The organism is Ochrobactrum sp. BTU1 (assembly GCA_018798825.1).
In the GTDB taxonomy this organism is placed as follows: domain Bacteria; phylum Pseudomonadota; class Alphaproteobacteria; order Rhizobiales; family Rhizobiaceae; genus Brucella.
In genome coordinates, this window is record CP076354.1 from 1,772,045 (window position 1) to 1,788,733 (window position 16,689).

Consider the following 16,689-nt stretch of genomic DNA (forward strand, 5'->3'; position numbering starts at 1 on the left):
AATCAGATCGAAAGGCGCTCTAAAACGGAAACGGGTAATCAACGCCAATCAGATAGAGGCCATAGGGTGGCGCGACCTGACCGCAGGCTTTGCGGTCCCTGGCCTCAAGTGCTGCCTGCAGATCATCAGCCGTCCAGCGGCCAACGCCGACTTCCATCAGGCTTCCCGCAAAGGAACGCACCTGATTATGCAGGAACGAACGCGCTGAAACGCGCATTTCGACATAGTCGCCATTGCGCGTGATATCGAGCCGGTCGAGTGTCTTGACCGGACTTTTTGCCTGACATTGCGTTGCGCGAAATGTCGTGAAGTCATGCTCACCCAAAAGCCGCTTTGCAGCCTCATGCATCGCTTCGTGGTCAAGGCGCTTCTGAACCCACCACACGCGCTGATAATCAATCGCCAGCGGCGCACGGCGATTGTGAATGCGATAAAGATAGTGCCGTCCACGCGCTGAGAACCGCGCGTCAAAAGCATCCGTCGTCTTCTCGACATTGAGAATGCTGATACGTTCATCCGCCATCACCAGATGCGCATTGAGCGCATCGCGCACTTTCGCAGCACCCCAATCTTTTGTCAGATCAACATGAATGACCTGCGCGCTCGCATGAACGCCTGCATCGGTGCGGCCTGCCGCACTCAACGTCAGATCTTCTCCGCAGAACTTCTTGAACGCCTGCTCAATCGCGTTCTGCACGGCATGCCCGTTTTCCTGCCGCTGCCAGCCGACATAGGGCGTGCCGTCATATTCGACCGTGATCTTGTAACGAGGCACCGCTCAGAGAACCTTCGTCACAGACGCTCCACGCAGAAACTCCTGCGCGGGCAAAGGCTTGCCGCCTGAACGTTGTAACGTTACGAGCCGCACAGCACCCTCGCCGCACGCAATCGTCAGGCGATCATCAAGTACGGTTCCCGGAGCACCGCTTCCCTCGCCCAATGTGGAGCGCTGGAGTTTGACACGTTCAACGACACCGTTGATTTCCATCTCGCACCAGGCGCCCGGAAATGGTGAGATGCCACGGATCGTATTGTGAACATCCTTCGCAGGCTTCGACCAGTCGATACGCGCTTCGGCCTTATCGATCTTGGCTGCATAGGTCACGCCTTCCTCTGGCTGCGCCTGAAGTGTGAGACTTTCGCGCTCAAGCGCACCCAATGCACGCACCATCAGGTCAGCGCCGATAAGGCTTAAACGATCATGCAGCTCGCCTGCAGTCATGTCCGGCGTGATCGCAACTTTTTCGGCCATAGCGACAGGACCCGTATCAAGCCCTGCATCCATTTTCATGATCATCATGCCGGTTTCTGTATCGCCAGACATAATAGCCCGCTGAATGGGAGCAGCCCCGCGCCAGCGCGGAAGAAGCGACGCATGACCGTTGTAACATCCAAGGCGCGGCGCATCGAGAATGGCCTGTGGCAGCAGAAGGCCATAGGCCACCACGATTGCCACATCCGCTTCCAGGCTCGCAAAAACGTCCTGCTCTTCCGTCCCTTTCAGGCTTTTCGGCGTGAAAACCGGAATGCCGAATTCCTCGGCCTTTTCATGCACAGGCGACTTGGTCAGCTCCAGCCCGCGACGGCCAGCCGGACGCGGCGGCTGCGAGTAAACCGCAACGACTTCATAACCCTGTCCGATGATGGCTGTGAGGATTGGCACGGAAAAATCCGGCGTCCCCATAAAGACGATCCGCATTACAAAGCCCTGTTTGACGCACGCTGACTCGCGAGCTTCTTGAACTTCTTGATGACCATATCGCGCTTGAGCTTGGAGATATGATCGATAAACAGCACGCCATTGAGATGGTCGATTTCATGCTGCAGGCAAGTCGCCATCAGCCCATCGGCTTCCATCGACTTTTCCTTGCCGTCCGCATCGAAATAATTGACCTTGATGGTCGCAGGCCGTTCGACCTCGGCATAATAATCCGGGATCGAAAGACAGCCTTCTTCATAGACGCTGCGTTCGTCCGATGAGGTGACAATCTCCGGATTGATGAAGACATGCGGCGCCTTCGGCTCGTCTTCCTTGGCCAGATCAATCACCAGCATCCGCAGAGGCTCGCCCACCTGAATGGCGGCAAGGCCAATGCCCGGCGCGTCATACATGGTGTCGAACATGTCGCCGGCAAATTTGCGCAACTGATCGTCAACGCGCTCGACAGGCTTGGAAAGCTGGCGCAGGACGGGATCGGGAAGGATGATGAGCGGTTTAATAGACATGCGCTTCACGTAATCGCTTGCGCGAGAATCGTCAATTGTAACTTGTAAAATGTTCTTGTTTTGATCTCATCAAGGCGACACGAATCAGTTAAGCTTGCGCAATGGAAAACCAGAATCTCTTGAACGAACCGCTTTTGCAGCTTGGTGCAACCTCCTTCACGCTGGGAGATATTCTCCTTGCGGGCATTGTCGTGCTGGTCCTGTGCCTCGCCATTTTCCTCATTGCTGCAGCGCGTTCTGCACGTCTTCGCGCGGTTGCGGAAGCACAGGCTGAAGACCGTGCGCGTGACGCGGAATATCGCATGGCAGAGATTCTGAAAGCACAATCCGAAATGCAGGGCCGGATGCAAACCATGGCCGAAGTCTTCGGTTCACGGCAGGCAGAGCTCAACCAGTCGATCCGCGAACGGCTCGACGGCATGACGCATCGCATCGGCCAAACCATGACCGAGCAGACCCGTTCGACCCATGAAAATCTCGCCAAACTGCAGGAGCGTCTTGCGGTCATCGACACAGCGCAGAACAATATCCAGTCGCTTGCCGGTCAGGTTGTGCAGTTGCAGGCGATCCTTGCAAACAAGCAGACGCGCGGTGCCTTTGGCCAGTCGCGCATGGAAGCGATCATTGCCGATGGTCTGCCGCAGGGCGCTTACGAGTTTCAGGCGACACTTTCCAACGGCACGCGCCCCGATTGCCTTGTCAGGATGCCAAACAACGCGCCTTCACTGGTTATCGATGCGAAATTCCCGCTTGAAGCATGGAACTCCATGCGCGAAACGGAACAGCCGGAAGCACGCAAGACAGCCGTTGCACAGTTCCGCCGCGATATGGAAGTGCATATCAAGGATGTTTCAGACAAATATCTGATTACAGGCGAAACACAGGATACGGCTTTCCTGTTCGTGCCATCGGAATCTATTTTTGCCGATATTCATGAGCATTTTGAAGCGCTGATCCAGCGCGCGCACCGGGCGCGGATCGTCATTGTCTCGCCATCGCTCCTGATGCTTTCCATTCAGGTTATTCAGGCGATCCTGAAAGATGCTCGTATGCGCGAACAGGCGCATGTCATTCAGGGTGAAGTGATCCGTCTGATGGAAGATGTAGGCCGCCTTGATGAGCGTGTGCGCAAGCTGCAAACCCATTTTGTGCAGGCCAACAAGGATATTGACGACATTCTGGTGTCTTCAAACAAAGTCACCAAGCGCGGTGCGAAGATCGAAGCACTGGAATTTGGCCCGCCACCGGCTGAAGAGCCGCAGCGCCCGACGCGACAGCCGCCAGATAACACTCCCACCCAAATGCGCCTGCGCGTGGTGGATGAGGATTAGAGCGCATCCCAAAAGTGTGAAACGGTTTTCGGATAAAGATGCGCGTTACAACAAGGATTTAGAGCGACGATCTGATCCACTCGGATCGAAACGCGCTCCAAATCCTACCAAAACAAAGAAGACCGCAACGTGCGGGCTTTGTCTTATTCAGGTTTTGAAGTCCTATCAGAGTGACCAAGATCGCGATCAGGCCCGCCCAGATCACGCACGCGTTGCTTCAATACCTTGGCTTCCGGAAACCCACCGTCACGCTTGCGCTCCCAGATAAGTTCATCCTGACCGCTCGGCATAGACAGATGGATTTCAAACACACCACCTGTGCCGGGCCGCAGAGCGACCTCGCCCAAGTCCTGCCCGAATGTCTGCAGCAACTCCTGCGCCAGCCATGCAGCCCGCAACATCCAGTTACATTGAGTGCAATAGTTGATGGAAATGCGGGGTAAAATATCCATCAAATTTGTCTAGGTTTCTGTCCAACGATAATATCAAAACAAAAAAAGAGGTGCCCAAAGGCACCTCTTTGTATTTTTAATCATCACCCATCTTGAGTGCCTGAATGAAGGCCTCTTGCGGGATTTCCACCTTGCCGAACTGACGCATACGCTTCTTGCCTTCCTTCTGCTTGTCCAGAAGTTTGCGCTTACGCGAAATATCGCCACCATAGCACTTGGCCGTCACGTCCTTGCGCAGCGCTGAAATGGTTTCGCGCGCCACGATACGTCCGCCAATCGCTGCCTGAATAGGAATTTTGAACATATGCTGCGGGATCAGCTCTTTGAGCTTTTCGCAAAGCACACGGCCACGCTTTTCAGCAGCAGAGCGGTGAACGAGCATCGAAAGCGCGTCCACAGGTTCTTCATTCACAAGGATCGACATCTTGACCAGATCACCCTCACGGTAATCCGAGAGATTATAGTCGAACGAAGCATAGCCCTTCGAGATCGACTTCAGACGATCGTAGAAATCGAAAACGACTTCGTTGAGCGGCAGATCATAGGTGATCATCGCACGCGGGCCAACATAGGTCAGATCGATCTGGAGACCGCGACGCTCCTGACAAAGCTTCATGATCGCGCCGAGATAATCATCGGGCGTCATGATTGTTGCGCGAATCCATGGCTCCTCGATTGCATCGATCTTCACAACATCCGGCATATCAGCCGGGTTGTGCAGCTCTTTCTGCGAGCCGTCCTGCATGTTCAGACGATAGACAACCGAAGGTGCCGTCGTGATGAGGTCGAGATCGAACTCACGCTCAAGACGTTCCTGAATGATTTCAAGATGCAGAAGCCCCAGGAACCCGCAGCGGAAGCCGAAGCCGAGCGCCGCAGAGGTTTCCATTTCAAACGAGAACGACGCATCGTTGAGACGCAGCTTGCCCATGGCAGCGCGCAAGTCTTCAAAGTCGGCAGCATCAACCGGGAACAGTCCGCAGAACACAACCGGCTGCGCAGGCTTAAAGCCCGTCAAAGCCGCTGCTGTAGGGCGGCGATCTTCGGTGATGGTATCACCGACGCGGGTATCAGCCACTTCCTTAATGGAAGCGGTGATGAAGCCCAGTTCACCCGGTCCGAGTTCATCCATCTGAACCATTTTCGGCGTAAAGACACCGGTCCGTTCAACCGGATATTTCGCGCCCGTACCCATCATGCGGATGGTCTGGCCCTTTTTCAGCACACCGTCGATAACACGGACCAGAACAATAACGCCGAGATAGCTGTCATACCAGCTGTCGACCAGCATCGCCTTCAACGGCGCATTGCGGTCACCCTCTCTCGGAGGAGGCAGCTGCTCGACAATAGCTTCGAGCACATCAGGAATGCCGAGGCCAGTCTTGGCCGAGATCATCACGGCGCGGCTTGCATCAATGCCGATCACTTCTTCGATCTGGCTCTGAACGCGCTCAGGCTCTGCTGCTGGAAGATCAACCTTGTTGAGCACAACAACAATGTCGTGATTGTTGTCGATGGCCTGATAGACATTGGCCAGCGTCTGCGCTTCAACGCCCTGTGAGGCATCCACCACCAGAAGCGAACCTTCGCACGCAGCCAGCGAACGCGAGACTTCATAGGCGAAGTCGACGTGTCCGGGGGTGTCGATAAGGTTCAGCACATAGTCCTCGCCGTTCTTCGCCTTATAGTTAAGACGAACGGTCTGGGCCTTAATGGTGATGCCGCGCTCGCGCTCGATATCCATCGAGTCGAGGACCTGGTCCTTCATCTCACGCGTGTCCAGCCCGCCCGTCAATTGAATGAGGCGGTCGGCCAGCGTCGATTTGCCGTGGTCGATATGGGCGACGATCGAAAAATTTCGAATATGGTCAAGTGGTGTGCTCATGCGCGCGATTTACCAGTAAGCCGCGAAATCTCAAAGCGGTATTGCGTGTTTAATACGGGAAAAGCGGCCTTTGTCGCAGTCGTGACAACAAGTCCCCTTTGCGTTGTTGCCAAAAGGCGATAAATCACCGCCAGAAAACATGCCGCAATGATAAACTCGGGCATCATATCCGGCGTTATAATCAGGCTTTCATGCAGGAGTTCAGGATGAAGACCGAACCGAACGAAGTTCACAACAGACCAAAGCTGGTCACTGTTTTCGGCGGCTCCGGCTTTGTTGGGCGCGCGGTCGTAGCAAGCCTCACCAAGCGCGGCTATCGTGTACGCGTCGCCGTACGCAAGCCAGAGGTCGCTTATTACATGGCGCCGCTCGGCAATGTTGGCCAGATCCAGATGGTTCAGGCCAATGTCCGCCATCGCTGGTCGGTTGAACGCGCCATCATGGGCGCTGATCATGTCATCAATCTCGTCGGCATTCTTTCGGAAAGCGGCAAACAGCGCTTCAACAGCGTTCAGGTGCTTGGCGCAAAGAACATTGCCGAAGCCACCAAGGCAGCCGGCCTCAAGCTGACACATCTTTCGTCGCTTGCGGCAGACGCAAAATCTCCTTCCGATTATGCACGCACCAAGGCAGAAGGCGAAAAGGCCGTTCTCTCCATTCTGCCGGATACGGTTATCCTGCGTCCGTCGATCATTTTCGGCCATGAAGATCGCTTCTTCAACCGCTTCGCCAACATGGCACGCTTTTCGCCTTTCCTGCCGGTTATCGGCGGTGGTGAAACCAAGCTGCAGCCGGTCTATGTTGGCGATGTCGCGGAAGCTGTTGCACGCGCAGTCGATGGCAAGCTTGAAGCCGGTAGCGTTTATGAACTGGGCGGCCCAGACGCACAGCCATTCAAGAACTGGATGAAGGACATGCTCGGCGTTATCGCCCGCAAGCGCGTCATCGTCTCGATGCCTTGGTGGGTTGCCCGCATTCAGGCATCCGTTCTTGGCTTGCTGCCAAATCCGCTGCTCACCAATGACCAGGTGACGCTGCTGAAATTCGATAATGTCGTTTCGGAACAAGCCACCAAGGAAGGCCGCACACTTCAGGGCATGGGCATTACGCCAGAAGCCGTGGATGCAATCCTTCCAGCCTATCTCTGGCGCTACCGCGTTGCCGGTCAGTACACCAAGACCGGGTTTGCGTGAGACGAAAATCTAGAGCGCATCCCGAAAAGTGCGAAGCGGTTTTCGGAGCAAGATGCGCGTAAAAACAAATTGATAGAGCATTTCCAATGACTCAATCAAAACAGGAAATGCTCTAAATGAATAAAGGGGCCGAAAGGCCCCTTTTCTTTTGTCCGTTCTTTGCGGGTTTACCCCCAGATAAGCAATGCAGCCATTCCGAGTGCGCCGACGATCAGACGCCACCAGGCAAACAGCTTGAAACCATGGCGAGAAACATAGTCGAGCAGGTGGCGCACAACAAATACGCCTGAGATGAAAGCCATCACAAATCCGACTGCGATCAGCGCGCCATCATTCATCGACAGCATATTATGGCTCTTATAGAGATCATAAGTGAAAGCGCCGGCCATGGTTGGCATGGCGAGGAAGAACGAGAATTCAGCAGCCGAACGCTTGTCTGCTCCAAGCAGAAGCGCACCAACAATCGTTGAGCCTGAGCGCGATACCCCGGGGATCATGGCAAGGCACTGGACAAAGCCAATCGCCAGACAGATCGGCAGCGGATAATCCATCACATCGCGATAACGCGGCTTGAGTTCCAGCTGGTCCACCCAGAGTAGAATGAAACCACCGATGATAAGCATGGCGCAAACCAGCATCGGCGTTTCAAAAAGCACGCTCTTGATGAAGCCATGTGCCATTGCGCCGATGACGGCTGCAGGCAGAAATGCAACCAGAATACCCAGCACGAAGCGCCGTGTGCGGGCATCGCGCGGAAAGTCGGTCAGAATTTTGATCAGCTTCGCGGAATAAACCGTCAGAATTGCCAAAATCGCACCGAGCTGAATAAGCACCTCGAAGGTCTTGCCCGTCGATTCAAAGCCAAGAAAATGGCCAACCAGCAACAAATGGCCTGTGGAGGAAACGGGGATGAACTCCGTCAAACCTTCGATGAGACCAAGAAAAGCGGCTTCCAGAAGATTATAAATTTCCATGAAGTCAGTACCTTAGGGAGGTGAGCAGGATGAAAACGGTGCGTCTTGACGAGCTGTTAAGCATGAAAGTGCTACAATAAGCGCTTCCAGCGATTGCTTGTCTCCCGCAGGCATAGCCCTTATAGACTAAATATTCCGTTGAGGTGGCTCGAATCGCCTGACAGCAGAAATAACCTGCTGCCGGTGCAAACGCTAGCCGCAGTGCCTCACCGGGGATCAATTAAAGCTTGTCAGTCGAGAGTACCGCGTCGATTATGCTTACGCTTTTTCATCATCCTATGTCTTCAGGCTCGCGCTACGTGCGGCTTATTCTCGGCGAATATGATGTGGAAGCCGAACTGATCGAGGAACGACCATGGTCGCGCCGCAAGGAATTTCTGGCGTTGAACCCTGCTGCAACACTTCCTGTATTGTTGGCTGAACGCGATCTGCCGGTTGTTGGTGCAACCGTCATTGCAGAATATCTCGATGAAACGCGCGGCGCCTTAAAACGCAGTCGTCGTCTTTTGCCCGAAAGCCCGATGGAACGCGCAGAAGTGCGCCGTCTGGTCGACTGGTTTCTGCTCAAGCTCGAAAACGAAGTGACACGCCACATTGCACGCGAGCGGGTTTTCAAGCTTCAGATGGCCGATGAAATGGGCGGCAGCGCGCCGGATTCGACCGCCATCCGTGCAGCCCGCACCAATATTCGCCAGCACATGAAATATATCGACTGGCTGGCCGCTACCCGTGACTGGCTTGCAGGCAGTCATCCAAGCTATGCGGATATGGCAGCGGCGGCTTCGATTTCTGTGCTAGACTACCTCGGCGAAATTGAATGGGGCGAGACAAAAGCTGCGCGCGACTGGTATGCTCGCATGAAATCGCGACCTGCTTTCCGCCCGCTCCTGGCTGATCGCGTGCGCGGACTGGCTCCAGTGGCTCACTATGGCGACCTCGACTTCTGATAATAGCCAAGCTTCGGACAAAGCTCTCAAGCTGAAACGCTTCCTGATCGAAGAAGCGAAAGCTGTCGGCTTTGATGCGGTCGCTTTCACAGGGCCGGACGCTATTCCGCAGGCACCTCAGCGCTTGCGGCAATATATTGCCGATGGCCACCACGCGGACATGCTTTGGATGGAAGAGACCGAAGAGCGCAGGGCCAACCCTAGCGTTCTCTGGCCGGAAGTGCGTTCGATCATGGTGCTTGCCATGAATTACGGTCCGGATAGCAACCCGCTCAGCATTCTTGAACATAAAGACCGGGCGGCAATCTCGGTCTATGCCCAGAACCGCGATTATCACGACATCATCAAGGGCAAGCTCAAGCACATCGCAAGCCGCTTTGCTGCACGCGCCGGACAGGACGTAAAAGTCTTCGTCGATACGGCACCTGTGATGGAGAAGCCGCTTGCGCAGGCCGCGGGCCTTGGCTGGCAGGGAAAACACACCAATCTGGTCAGTCGCGAACTCGGGTCGTGGCTGTTCTTAGGCTCGATCTTCACAACGGCTGAAATTCCGCCGGATGAACCGGATCGCGATCATTGTGGCTCCTGCCGCGCCTGTCTCGATGCCTGTCCGACAAAAGCTTTCCCCTCACCTTACCGGATCGATGCGGGACGCTGCATTTCCTATCTCACCATCGAGAACAAGGGGCCGATTCCACACGAGTTCCGCAAAGCCATGGGCAACCGCATCTATGGTTGTGACGATTGCCTTTCAGTTTGTCCGTGGAACAAGTTCGCGCAAGCGACCAGCGAGATGAAGCTGAAAGCCCGCGATGATCTCAAGGCACCAAAGCTTGCAGATTTTCTTGCACTCGACGATCCGGCCTTCCGCACACTGTTTTCGGGTTCACCCGTCAAACGCATCGGTCGCGACCGTTTTCTGCGCAATGTGTTGATCGCAACCGGCAATTCGGAAGACCAGACGCTGGTGCCGCACGTGGAAAGCCTGCTTGAAGATCTGGCACCTGTTGTGCGTGGTGCTGCTGTCTGGGCTTTGAAACAGCTCGTAAGCACAGATCGTTTCAAAATTTCACAGAAACGTCTGGCCTCACGCGAAGAGGATGCTACGGTGCGCGCAGAATGGAGCTTAGAGCACCAGTCTGATTAAGTCAGATTGGTGCATCTCAAGCTTTTGTTTAAACGCGCATCTTTTCCGAAAACCGTTTCACACTTTTCGGGATGCGCTCTGGAGGATAGCTAGAATGCGCATTTTTCTGTTTGGAGCCGGTTATTCTGCGAGAGCCTTTTCCCGCCTGATGACCGGAGAGGCAGAGCGCATCGATGGCACCACCCGCAACGAGCAGAATTTCCCCCTCCTCGAAAAATCCGGCATCGCACCGATCATCTTCGACGGCGAAACCGCCTCGCCTGATCTGATCGACCGCCTTGCAAAATCAACCCATGTCGTCATTTCGATTTCGCCGCGCGAAAGCGGCGATCCATCGCTTGCAATTGTTGAGGAGGCTTTACGCCGCCCCGGCAATACCATTCGCTGGATCGGCTATCTCTCGACGGTAGGTGTTTACGGAAATCATGACGGCAACTGGATTGATGAAACAGCACCTTTAGCCCCGACATCGCGCCGTTCGCTTGAACGTGTGGAAGCGGAAAGCGCATCGGAAGCACTAAGCGAACGCCATGGCACACCGGTAGCACTTCTGCGTCTGTCGGGCATCTATGGTCCAGGCCGCAATGCATTCGTCAACCTGGAACGCGGCACCGCGCGGCGCATCATCAAGGACGGTCAGGTCTTCAACCGCATCCATGTGGATGATATCGCCGGAAGCCTGCGTTTTCTGGCAGGCACCAATAGTGGTGGCGCCTTCAACATCACCGATAGCGAACCCGCCCCGCCACAGGATGTCGTCGCTTATGCCGCCGAGTTGATGGGCGTTGCCATCCCGCCGGAAATTCCATTTGAACAGGCTGACCTCACGCCGATGGGACGCTCATTCTACGGCGAAAACAAACGCGTCTCCAACCAGCGCATCAAGGCTCTGGGCTATGATTTTATCTATCCTGATTACAAAGCAGCCTTTTCGGCCATGTGGCAGGATGATCATTGGCGCTAACACATGCCCCCAAAAGTGGATGTCAGTTTTGGGGTGAAGACTGCGTAAAATGAGTAGTTGATTGCCGTTTTGACGAACGCAAAGCATAATCCGGCCCATCGGCTCGAATGATTCGAGCAAAAGTTTTATGGAAAATTGCCCATGGCAAAGAGATCCAGCTCGAAATTCTGGTCGCGTCTTGTTCTTGCAACCTGTCTTGCCACAATGATCGCACCAGACTTTGTCCCGCAGGCTTTGGCGCAGGATGCTCCTGCCAAGCAAGCATTCGGCAGCAAAAAACTTCCGGTTCTGGCGCCATCGCCGCAATCCATCGGCTTTTATGCCAAGGGCTGCCTTTCAGGTGGCGTTGCCCTCCCAATCGATGGCCCCAACTGGCAGGTCATGCGGCTTTCGCGCAATCGCAACTGGGGGCATCCGCGCACCATTGGGCTTCTGGAAAAACTATCCCGCGACGCCGCAAAAGACGGGTGGCCCGGCCTGCTGGTCGGCGACATTTCACAGCCACGCGGCGGTCCGATGCTGACGGGCCATGCTTCGCATCAGGTTGGACTTGATGCCGATATCTGGCTGACGCCGATGCCAAAGAAGCGCTTCACCGATGCAGAGCGTGAAAGCGTCTCGGCTGTATCCATGCTGAAGAAGGATTCGCTTTACGTCGATCCACAGAAGTGGACGCCAGCGCGCACAGCACTCATCAAACACGCTGCCAGCTATCCGGAAGTTGAACGCATCTTCGTACATCCCGGCATCAAGAAGCAGCTTTGCGACACCGTAACCGGAGACCGCAGCTGGCTTGGCAAAGTGCGCCCATACTGGGGCCATTTCTATCATTTCCACGTCCGACTGCATTGCCAGCCGGGATCACCCGATTGCAAACCGCAGCCAAAAGTGGCGGCGGGTGACGGTTGCGACAAGTCGCTGGCATGGTGGTTTACAGATGAACCGTGGAAGCCTGCAAAGCCGTCCAAGGAGCCGCCGAAGAAGCCAAAGCCGGTCATGGTGTCGGATTTGCCAAAGGCATGTGCCGCCGTGCTGAATGGCCCGTCGCCGGATTCGATCGCGGATGTTATCTATGGTGCCAATTAACGTATGTCGCGGAAAAGTGGGAACCGGTTTTCCGATAACGACGTGCGTGGAAATAAAGAGATAGAGCGGGCGCAATGGCTACTATAAAATGCGACACGCTCTAGCATCTGTCAGAAAACATGCTTTTCACAGACCTATGGTGTCGCTATAGGTTTCAAACGATTTAGAACGCAAATGACAAGGTTATCAATCTCATGACGGAACGTCTGCGCATTGCCCTGATCGCTCATGATCTGAAGAAGGACGAGATGGTCGCCTTTGCGCGTACGCATGAGAAAGCCTTGTCTCACTATGATATTGTCGCCACCGGCACCACTGGCGGTCTCATTCAGGAGGCTTGTCCTTCGCTGAATATCCATCGCGTCAAAAGCGGCCCGCTTGGCGGCGACCAGCAGATCGGCGCAATGATCGCGGAAGGCACGGTGCAGGCCTTGATTTTCTTCATCGATCCGCTCTCACCGCTCCCTCACGATGTCGATGTGAAGGCTCTCACCCGTCTGGGCAGCGTCTATGACATTCCGATGGCGCTGAACCCGGCAACAGCCGAAAAGCTGGTGCAAGTGCTGGACTAATAGAGCCACTCTGAACACGCCCGCAAACAATAAGAACAGTCGAAGCAGCAAGGCAGACCATGATTAACGCTGACCAGAGTTTCAAGTTTCCCGTCCTCGTCGGCGATATTGGTGGAACCAATGCGCGCTTTGCGCTTCTTGTTGATTCTCATGCAGAGCCTAAAGAATTTCCGGTCGTCCAGACCGCAGATTATGCAACGATAGACGATGCAATCGAGCAAACGGTTCTCAACCACACTTCCATTCGTCCCCGTTCTGCTATTCTGGCTGTTGCAGGTCCGGTCGATGGCGATGAGATTGATCTCACCAATTGCGATTGGGTTGTCCGCCCGAAACAGCTGATCGCCAATCTCGGATTTGAAGACGTAACCGTCCTCAATGATTTTGAAGCGCAGGCGCTCGCCGTTGTTTCAATTGAAAAAGAATATCTGCATCAGATTGGCGGAAGCGAAGAAGAAGTCGTTGCCACACGCGTCGTGCTCGGCCCTGGAACGGGCTTAGGCGTTGCAGGTCTTGTGCGCACCAGAACCGCATGGGTTCCCGTTCCCGGTGAAGGTGGCCATATCGACATCGGCCCACGCAGCGAGCGTGACTATCAGGTCTTCCCGCATATCGAAACCATCGAAGGCCGTGTAGCGGCCGAACAGATCCTCTGCGGACGCGGTCTGCGCAATCTTTATCTCGCAATCTGCGCGGCTGATAAGGTGGCACCCGTTCTAGACACGCCACCCGATATCACTGCAGCAGGTCTTGATGGCAGCAATCCTCAGGCTGTCGAGACGCTTGAACTCTTCGTGACCTATCTTGGCCGCATTGCCGGCGATTTGGCCCTCATCTTCAAGGCACATGGCGGCGTCTATCTTTCAGGCGGCATTCCCCAGCGCATCATGTCTGCGCTGCAGGCCGGATCGTTCCGCGCAGCCTTTGAAGACAAGGCTCCGCATACGCATTTCATGCGCGATATTCCGGTGCGCGTCGTCGTTCACCCGCTGGCAGCCCTCAGCGGTCTTTCGGCTTTCGCACGTACTCCGATGCGGTTTGAGGTTGCCACCGATGGCCGCCGCTGGCGCGTCAGCTAAGCGGCTTCGCTTTCTCAGGCATGGTCAAGCGACAAAGATAACGCTATAGAAGCGCTGCAATGAAAACACTCATTGCAGCCTTTTGTCGTTTCCAGTCCAAAAGGACGCGCGAAAATGCATGATCAACGACAGCCAGCGGCTGCTAGATAAAAAGCACTTTGCCCGTGAGCCTATTCAAAAAGAAAAAAAATAAGATCGACCCGAGCGAAGCCACCCGCGTCATTCGTCGTATGCTATCGGAAAACGGAAGCCAGTATAAGGCGAGCTATGCGATTGCCATCGCTGCTTCGCTGATCGTAGGCGTTTCCAATGGTGCGCTTGCTTATCTGATGAAGCCGATGATCGACAAGATTTTCTATGAACAGAAGATCGGTCTTATCTGGGTTATCTGCGGCGCCATCCTCGGAATTTTCGTGCTTCGCGGACTTTCAAGCTATGTTCAGGCGGTCGAGCTGGCCAAGATTGGCAACAATCTGGTCGCGCGCTATCAGAAGCGCATCTTCGATCACCTGCTCAAGCTCGGGCTGGATTTCTATAATGATACACGCTCCGGCCATCTGGCAGCGCAGATCAATCAGAATGTGAATGGCATCCGCGATCTTCTGAACATGACGATTACGTCGATTGCGCGCGATTTCGTCGCGCTGATCGGGCTGATCGGTATGATGTTCTATACCGATCCGTTTATGTCTACGGTTGTCTTCCTCGTAGGTCCGCCACTTGTGCTGGCGGTTGCCTATATTTCGCGCCGTATCCGGTCCGTCACGCGCGATCTGGTGCATCTCAATTCCCATCTTCTGGGCGCAATGCAGGAAACTGTGCAGGGCATTTCCATTGTGAAAGCCTTCACCATGGAAGATCAGCTGCGCGGCAAGATCAGCACGCTGATCGATCAGGCTGAAAACCGCAGCAACAAGATCGCGCGCGTTTCCGAACGCACGACACCTATTGCCGAAATTCTTGCGGGCTGTGCTATCGCAGGCGTTTTGGCCTATAGCGGCTATAATGCGATCCTCAACCAGCAGCCTCCCGGTGCGATGTTCGCCTTCATCACGGCTCTGCTTCTTGCCTATGATCCGGCACGGCGTCTGGCACGTCTGCAGGTCGGTCTTGAACGCGCTCTCGTTAATGCACGCATGATCTATGAAGTGCTGGATATTGAGCCTAACCAAGGTGACGCACCTGACGCCAAGCCGCTTACGGCTGGCCCCGGCGAGATCGATTTCAAAGACGTTCGCTTCTCTTACAGCGACATCGCGCCCGTTCTGCACGGTGTGAGCTTTACAGCCAAAGCGGGCGAAACCACAGCGATTGTCGGCGCTTCGGGTGCAGGCAAGTCCACACTGATCAATCTCGTGCAGCGATTCTACGATGTCACCGGTGGGCAGATTCTGTTCGACGGACAGGACATCGCCAAAGTGACAAAGGAATCGCTTCGTCACTCCGTGGCCTATGTTTCGCAACAGCCTTATCTGTTTGAAGGAACGATTGCCGACAACATCCGCTATGGACGTCCGGATGCAACGCAGGAAGAAATCATCAAGGCGGCAGAGCTTGCCAACGCGCATGAATTCATTCTCCAGCAACCACAGGGCTACGATACACCTGTCGGTGAAAACGGTGTGACTCTCTCAGGCGGTCAGCGGCAGCGCCTTTCGATTGCCCGTGCAATCGTGCGCAATGCTCCCGTATTGCTGCTCGATGAAGCAACATCCGCACTCGACAATGAGTCAGAAAAACGCGTGCAGCAGGCGCTTGATCACATCATGCAGGAGCGCACGACCATCGTCATTGCGCACCGCCTTTCCACCGTCGTCAATGCCGACCGCATCGTTGTCATGGAAGCAGGTCATGTGGTTGAAGAAGGTCGTCATAACGATCTCATCACAATACCCAATGGTGTCTATGCCCGCTTCTACCAGCTTCAGAGCGGCAAGGACGACATGCTGATCGGGAACACTGTTACAGAGGAAAAATCCAATGGCTGATAGTGCAGAAATCGGGCTCGTTGTTGTGGGCGCAAATGGTCGAATGGGACAGGCTCTCATCCGCGCCATCCACGCGATTGACGGCGTGCGTCTCACTGGCGCCATTGCGCGTCCCGGCTCGCCATTTCTGGGCAAGGATGCTGGCGAAGTGGCAGGAGTGGGCAATCTCGGTGTCGCGATTACCGATGATCCGCTGCCGGTTTTTGCAAAGGCGCAAGGCGTGCTCGACTTCACCACGCCAGCGACAACGCTCAACTATGCAGGCCTCGCAGCACAGGCACGCATTGCGCATATTATTGGCACCACGGGCCTTTCCGTCGAAGACGAAGAAAAGATCCGCGCCGCAGCGCGACATGCCACAATCGTCAAATCCGGCAATATGAGCCTTGGCGTCAATTTGTTGTCCGGTCTCATCAAGAAAGCAGCACAGGCGCTCGGCCCTGAAGATTTCGACATCGAAATCCTCGAAATGCACCACAAGCACAAGGTTGACGCGCCTTCCGGCACCGCCCTGCTGCTTGGTGAAGCAGCAGCGCAAGGTCGCGCGATCAATCTCGCAGAAAAGAGCGTGCGCGTGCGCGACGGTCACACCGGCCCGCGTGAGCAGGGCACAATCGGCTTTGCAACCCTGCGCGGCGGCTCGGTTATCGGTGACCATGAAGTGATTCTTGCTGGCGAAGGCGAGCGCATCACCCTCGCCCATCATGCTCAGGACCGCACAATCTTTGCGCGCGGCGCGGTGAAAGCCGCTCTTTGGGCACATGGAAAGAAACCCGGTCTTTATTCCATGCTCGATGTTCTTGGACTTAACGACTAACTAACAATTATCCCAACGGAGTGCTGCG

Annotated in this window: 16 protein-coding genes; 10 read left to right on the forward strand and 6 right to left on the reverse strand. The window is 55.1% G+C overall.

Translation table 11 applies throughout. The features are described from left to right. Positions 1-19 precede the first annotated feature (19 nt). From truA to def, 3 genes are read right to left on the reverse strand one after another with little or no spacing between them, the layout of a single operon-like run. Positions 20-775 carry a tRNA pseudouridine(38-40) synthase TruA gene (gene truA, locus KMS41_08560; protein ID QWK77155.1) on the reverse strand — a complete coding sequence of 252 codons (756 nt, stop codon included), beginning with the start codon at positions 773-775 and terminating at the stop codon, positions 20-22. A gap of 3 nt (positions 776-778) precedes the next feature. After that, entirely contained in the window at positions 779-1,699 is a 921-nt protein-coding gene (gene fmt, locus KMS41_08565) for a methionyl-tRNA formyltransferase (GenBank protein QWK77156.1), read from the reverse strand. Next, positions 1,699-2,226 carry a peptide deformylase gene (gene def, locus KMS41_08570; protein ID QWK77157.1) on the reverse strand — a complete coding sequence of 176 codons (528 nt, stop codon included), beginning with the start codon at positions 2,224-2,226 and terminating at the stop codon, positions 1,699-1,701. Before def ends, fmt begins: the two co-directional genes overlap by 1 nt. A gap of 101 nt (positions 2,227-2,327) precedes the next feature. Between def and KMS41_08575 the strand changes: the two genes are divergently transcribed. Next, positions 2,328-3,557 carry a DNA recombination protein RmuC gene (locus tag KMS41_08575; protein QWK77158.1) on the forward strand — a complete coding sequence of 410 codons (1,230 nt, stop codon included), beginning with the start codon at positions 2,328-2,330 and terminating at the stop codon, positions 3,555-3,557. Between the two features lie 143 nt (positions 3,558-3,700). Here KMS41_08575 and KMS41_08580 read toward each other — a convergent pair whose 3' ends face one another. Both KMS41_08580 and lepA read right to left on the reverse strand, forming a co-directional pair. Next, positions 3,701-4,009, reverse strand: coding sequence for a SelT/SelW/SelH family protein (locus KMS41_08580; protein QWK77159.1), 309 nt, complete (start codon positions 4,007-4,009; stop codon positions 3,701-3,703). A gap of 76 nt (positions 4,010-4,085) precedes the next feature. Further along, positions 4,086-5,894 (reverse strand): translation elongation factor 4, encoded by a 1,809-nt coding sequence (lepA, locus tag KMS41_08585; protein QWK77160.1) that lies wholly within the window; start codon positions 5,892-5,894, stop codon positions 4,086-4,088. A 206-nt stretch (positions 5,895-6,100) separates the two neighbouring features. Here lepA and KMS41_08590 point away from each other — a divergent pair, with 206 nt between their 5' ends. Next, on the forward strand, positions 6,101-7,087 hold the full coding sequence (locus KMS41_08590) for a complex I NDUFA9 subunit family protein (GenBank protein ID QWK77161.1): 987 nt from the start codon (positions 6,101-6,103) through the stop codon (positions 7,085-7,087). Between the two features lie 167 nt (positions 7,088-7,254). Here the strand turns inward: KMS41_08590 and KMS41_08595 are convergent, their stop codons facing one another. After that, positions 7,255-8,061 (reverse strand): undecaprenyl-diphosphate phosphatase, encoded by an 807-nt coding sequence (locus KMS41_08595; protein QWK77162.1) that lies wholly within the window; start codon positions 8,059-8,061, stop codon positions 7,255-7,257. A gap of 254 nt (positions 8,062-8,315) precedes the next feature. Here KMS41_08595 and KMS41_08600 point away from each other — a divergent pair, with 254 nt between their 5' ends. The 8 genes from KMS41_08600 (at position 8,316) to dapB (ending at position 16,661) form a co-directional block, all read left to right on the forward strand. Continuing rightward, positions 8,316-9,008, forward strand: a complete 693-nt coding sequence (locus tag KMS41_08600) for a glutathione S-transferase family protein (GenBank protein ID QWK77163.1) — start codon at positions 8,316-8,318, stop codon at positions 9,006-9,008. Continuing rightward, positions 8,989-10,155, forward strand: a complete 1,167-nt coding sequence (gene queG, locus KMS41_08605) for a tRNA epoxyqueuosine(34) reductase QueG (GenBank protein ID QWK77164.1) — start codon at positions 8,989-8,991, stop codon at positions 10,153-10,155. Before KMS41_08600 ends, queG begins: the two co-directional genes overlap by 20 nt. Positions 10,156-10,249: 94 nt before the next feature. After that, positions 10,250-11,119, forward strand: a complete 870-nt coding sequence (locus tag KMS41_08610) for an SDR family oxidoreductase (protein ID QWK77165.1) — start codon at positions 10,250-10,252, stop codon at positions 11,117-11,119. Positions 11,120-11,260: 141 nt separating this feature from the next. Further along, positions 11,261-12,205 (forward strand): penicillin-insensitive murein endopeptidase, encoded by a 945-nt coding sequence (gene mepA, locus KMS41_08615; GenBank protein QWK77166.1) that lies wholly within the window; start codon positions 11,261-11,263, stop codon positions 12,203-12,205. 194 nt (positions 12,206-12,399) lie between these two features. Beyond that, positions 12,400-12,777: a methylglyoxal synthase gene (locus KMS41_08620; protein QWK77167.1), complete on the forward strand. Its 378-nt coding sequence runs from the start codon at positions 12,400-12,402 to the stop codon at positions 12,775-12,777. Between the two features lie 59 nt (positions 12,778-12,836). Further along, positions 12,837-13,856: a glucokinase gene (locus KMS41_08625; GenBank protein ID QWK77168.1), complete on the forward strand. Its 1,020-nt coding sequence runs from the start codon at positions 12,837-12,839 to the stop codon at positions 13,854-13,856. 164 nt (positions 13,857-14,020) lie between these two features. Further along, a complete protein-coding gene (locus tag KMS41_08630) occupies positions 14,021-15,844 on the forward strand; it encodes an ABC transporter ATP-binding protein/permease (protein QWK77169.1) in 1,824 nt (607 codons plus the stop codon). Continuing rightward, positions 15,837-16,661 carry a 4-hydroxy-tetrahydrodipicolinate reductase gene (gene dapB / locus KMS41_08635; protein ID QWK77170.1) on the forward strand — a complete coding sequence of 275 codons (825 nt, stop codon included), beginning with the start codon at positions 15,837-15,839 and terminating at the stop codon, positions 16,659-16,661. The genes KMS41_08630 and dapB overlap by 8 nt, the downstream gene beginning before the upstream one ends. Positions 16,662-16,689: the final 28 nt, after the last annotated feature.

What these genes read in the sequence shown, in the direction of transcription:
- fmt (QWK77156.1), bottom strand. Translation starts at nt 1,699, where the DNA reads ATGCGGATCGTCTTTATGGGGACGCCGGATTTTTCCGTGCCAATCCTC.
- def (QWK77157.1), bottom strand. Translation starts at nt 2,226, where the DNA reads ATGTCTATTAAACCGCTCATCATCCTTCCCGATCCCGTCCTGCGCCAG.
- KMS41_08575 (QWK77158.1), top strand. Translation starts at nt 2,328, where the DNA reads ATGGAAAACCAGAATCTCTTGAACGAACCGCTTTTGCAGCTTGGTGCA.
- KMS41_08580 (QWK77159.1), bottom strand. Translation starts at nt 4,009, where the DNA reads ATGGATATTTTACCCCGCATTTCCATCAACTATTGCACTCAATGTAAC.
- lepA (QWK77160.1), bottom strand. Translation starts at nt 5,894, where the DNA reads ATGAGCACACCACTTGACCATATTCGAAATTTTTCGATCGTCGCCCAT.
- KMS41_08590 (QWK77161.1), top strand. Translation starts at nt 6,101, where the DNA reads ATGAAGACCGAACCGAACGAAGTTCACAACAGACCAAAGCTGGTCACT.
- KMS41_08595 (QWK77162.1), bottom strand. Translation starts at nt 8,061, where the DNA reads ATGGAAATTTATAATCTTCTGGAAGCCGCTTTTCTTGGTCTCATCGAA.
- KMS41_08600 (QWK77163.1), top strand. Translation starts at nt 8,316, where the DNA reads ATGCTTACGCTTTTTCATCATCCTATGTCTTCAGGCTCGCGCTACGTG.
- queG (QWK77164.1), top strand. Translation starts at nt 8,989, where the DNA reads ATGGCGACCTCGACTTCTGATAATAGCCAAGCTTCGGACAAAGCTCTC.
- KMS41_08610 (QWK77165.1), top strand. Translation starts at nt 10,250, where the DNA reads ATGCGCATTTTTCTGTTTGGAGCCGGTTATTCTGCGAGAGCCTTTTCC.
- mepA (QWK77166.1), top strand. Translation starts at nt 11,261, where the DNA reads ATGGCAAAGAGATCCAGCTCGAAATTCTGGTCGCGTCTTGTTCTTGCA.
- KMS41_08620 (QWK77167.1), top strand. Translation starts at nt 12,400, where the DNA reads ATGACGGAACGTCTGCGCATTGCCCTGATCGCTCATGATCTGAAGAAG.
- KMS41_08625 (QWK77168.1), top strand. Translation starts at nt 12,837, where the DNA reads ATGATTAACGCTGACCAGAGTTTCAAGTTTCCCGTCCTCGTCGGCGAT.
- dapB (QWK77170.1), top strand. Translation starts at nt 15,837, where the DNA reads ATGGCTGATAGTGCAGAAATCGGGCTCGTTGTTGTGGGCGCAAATGGT.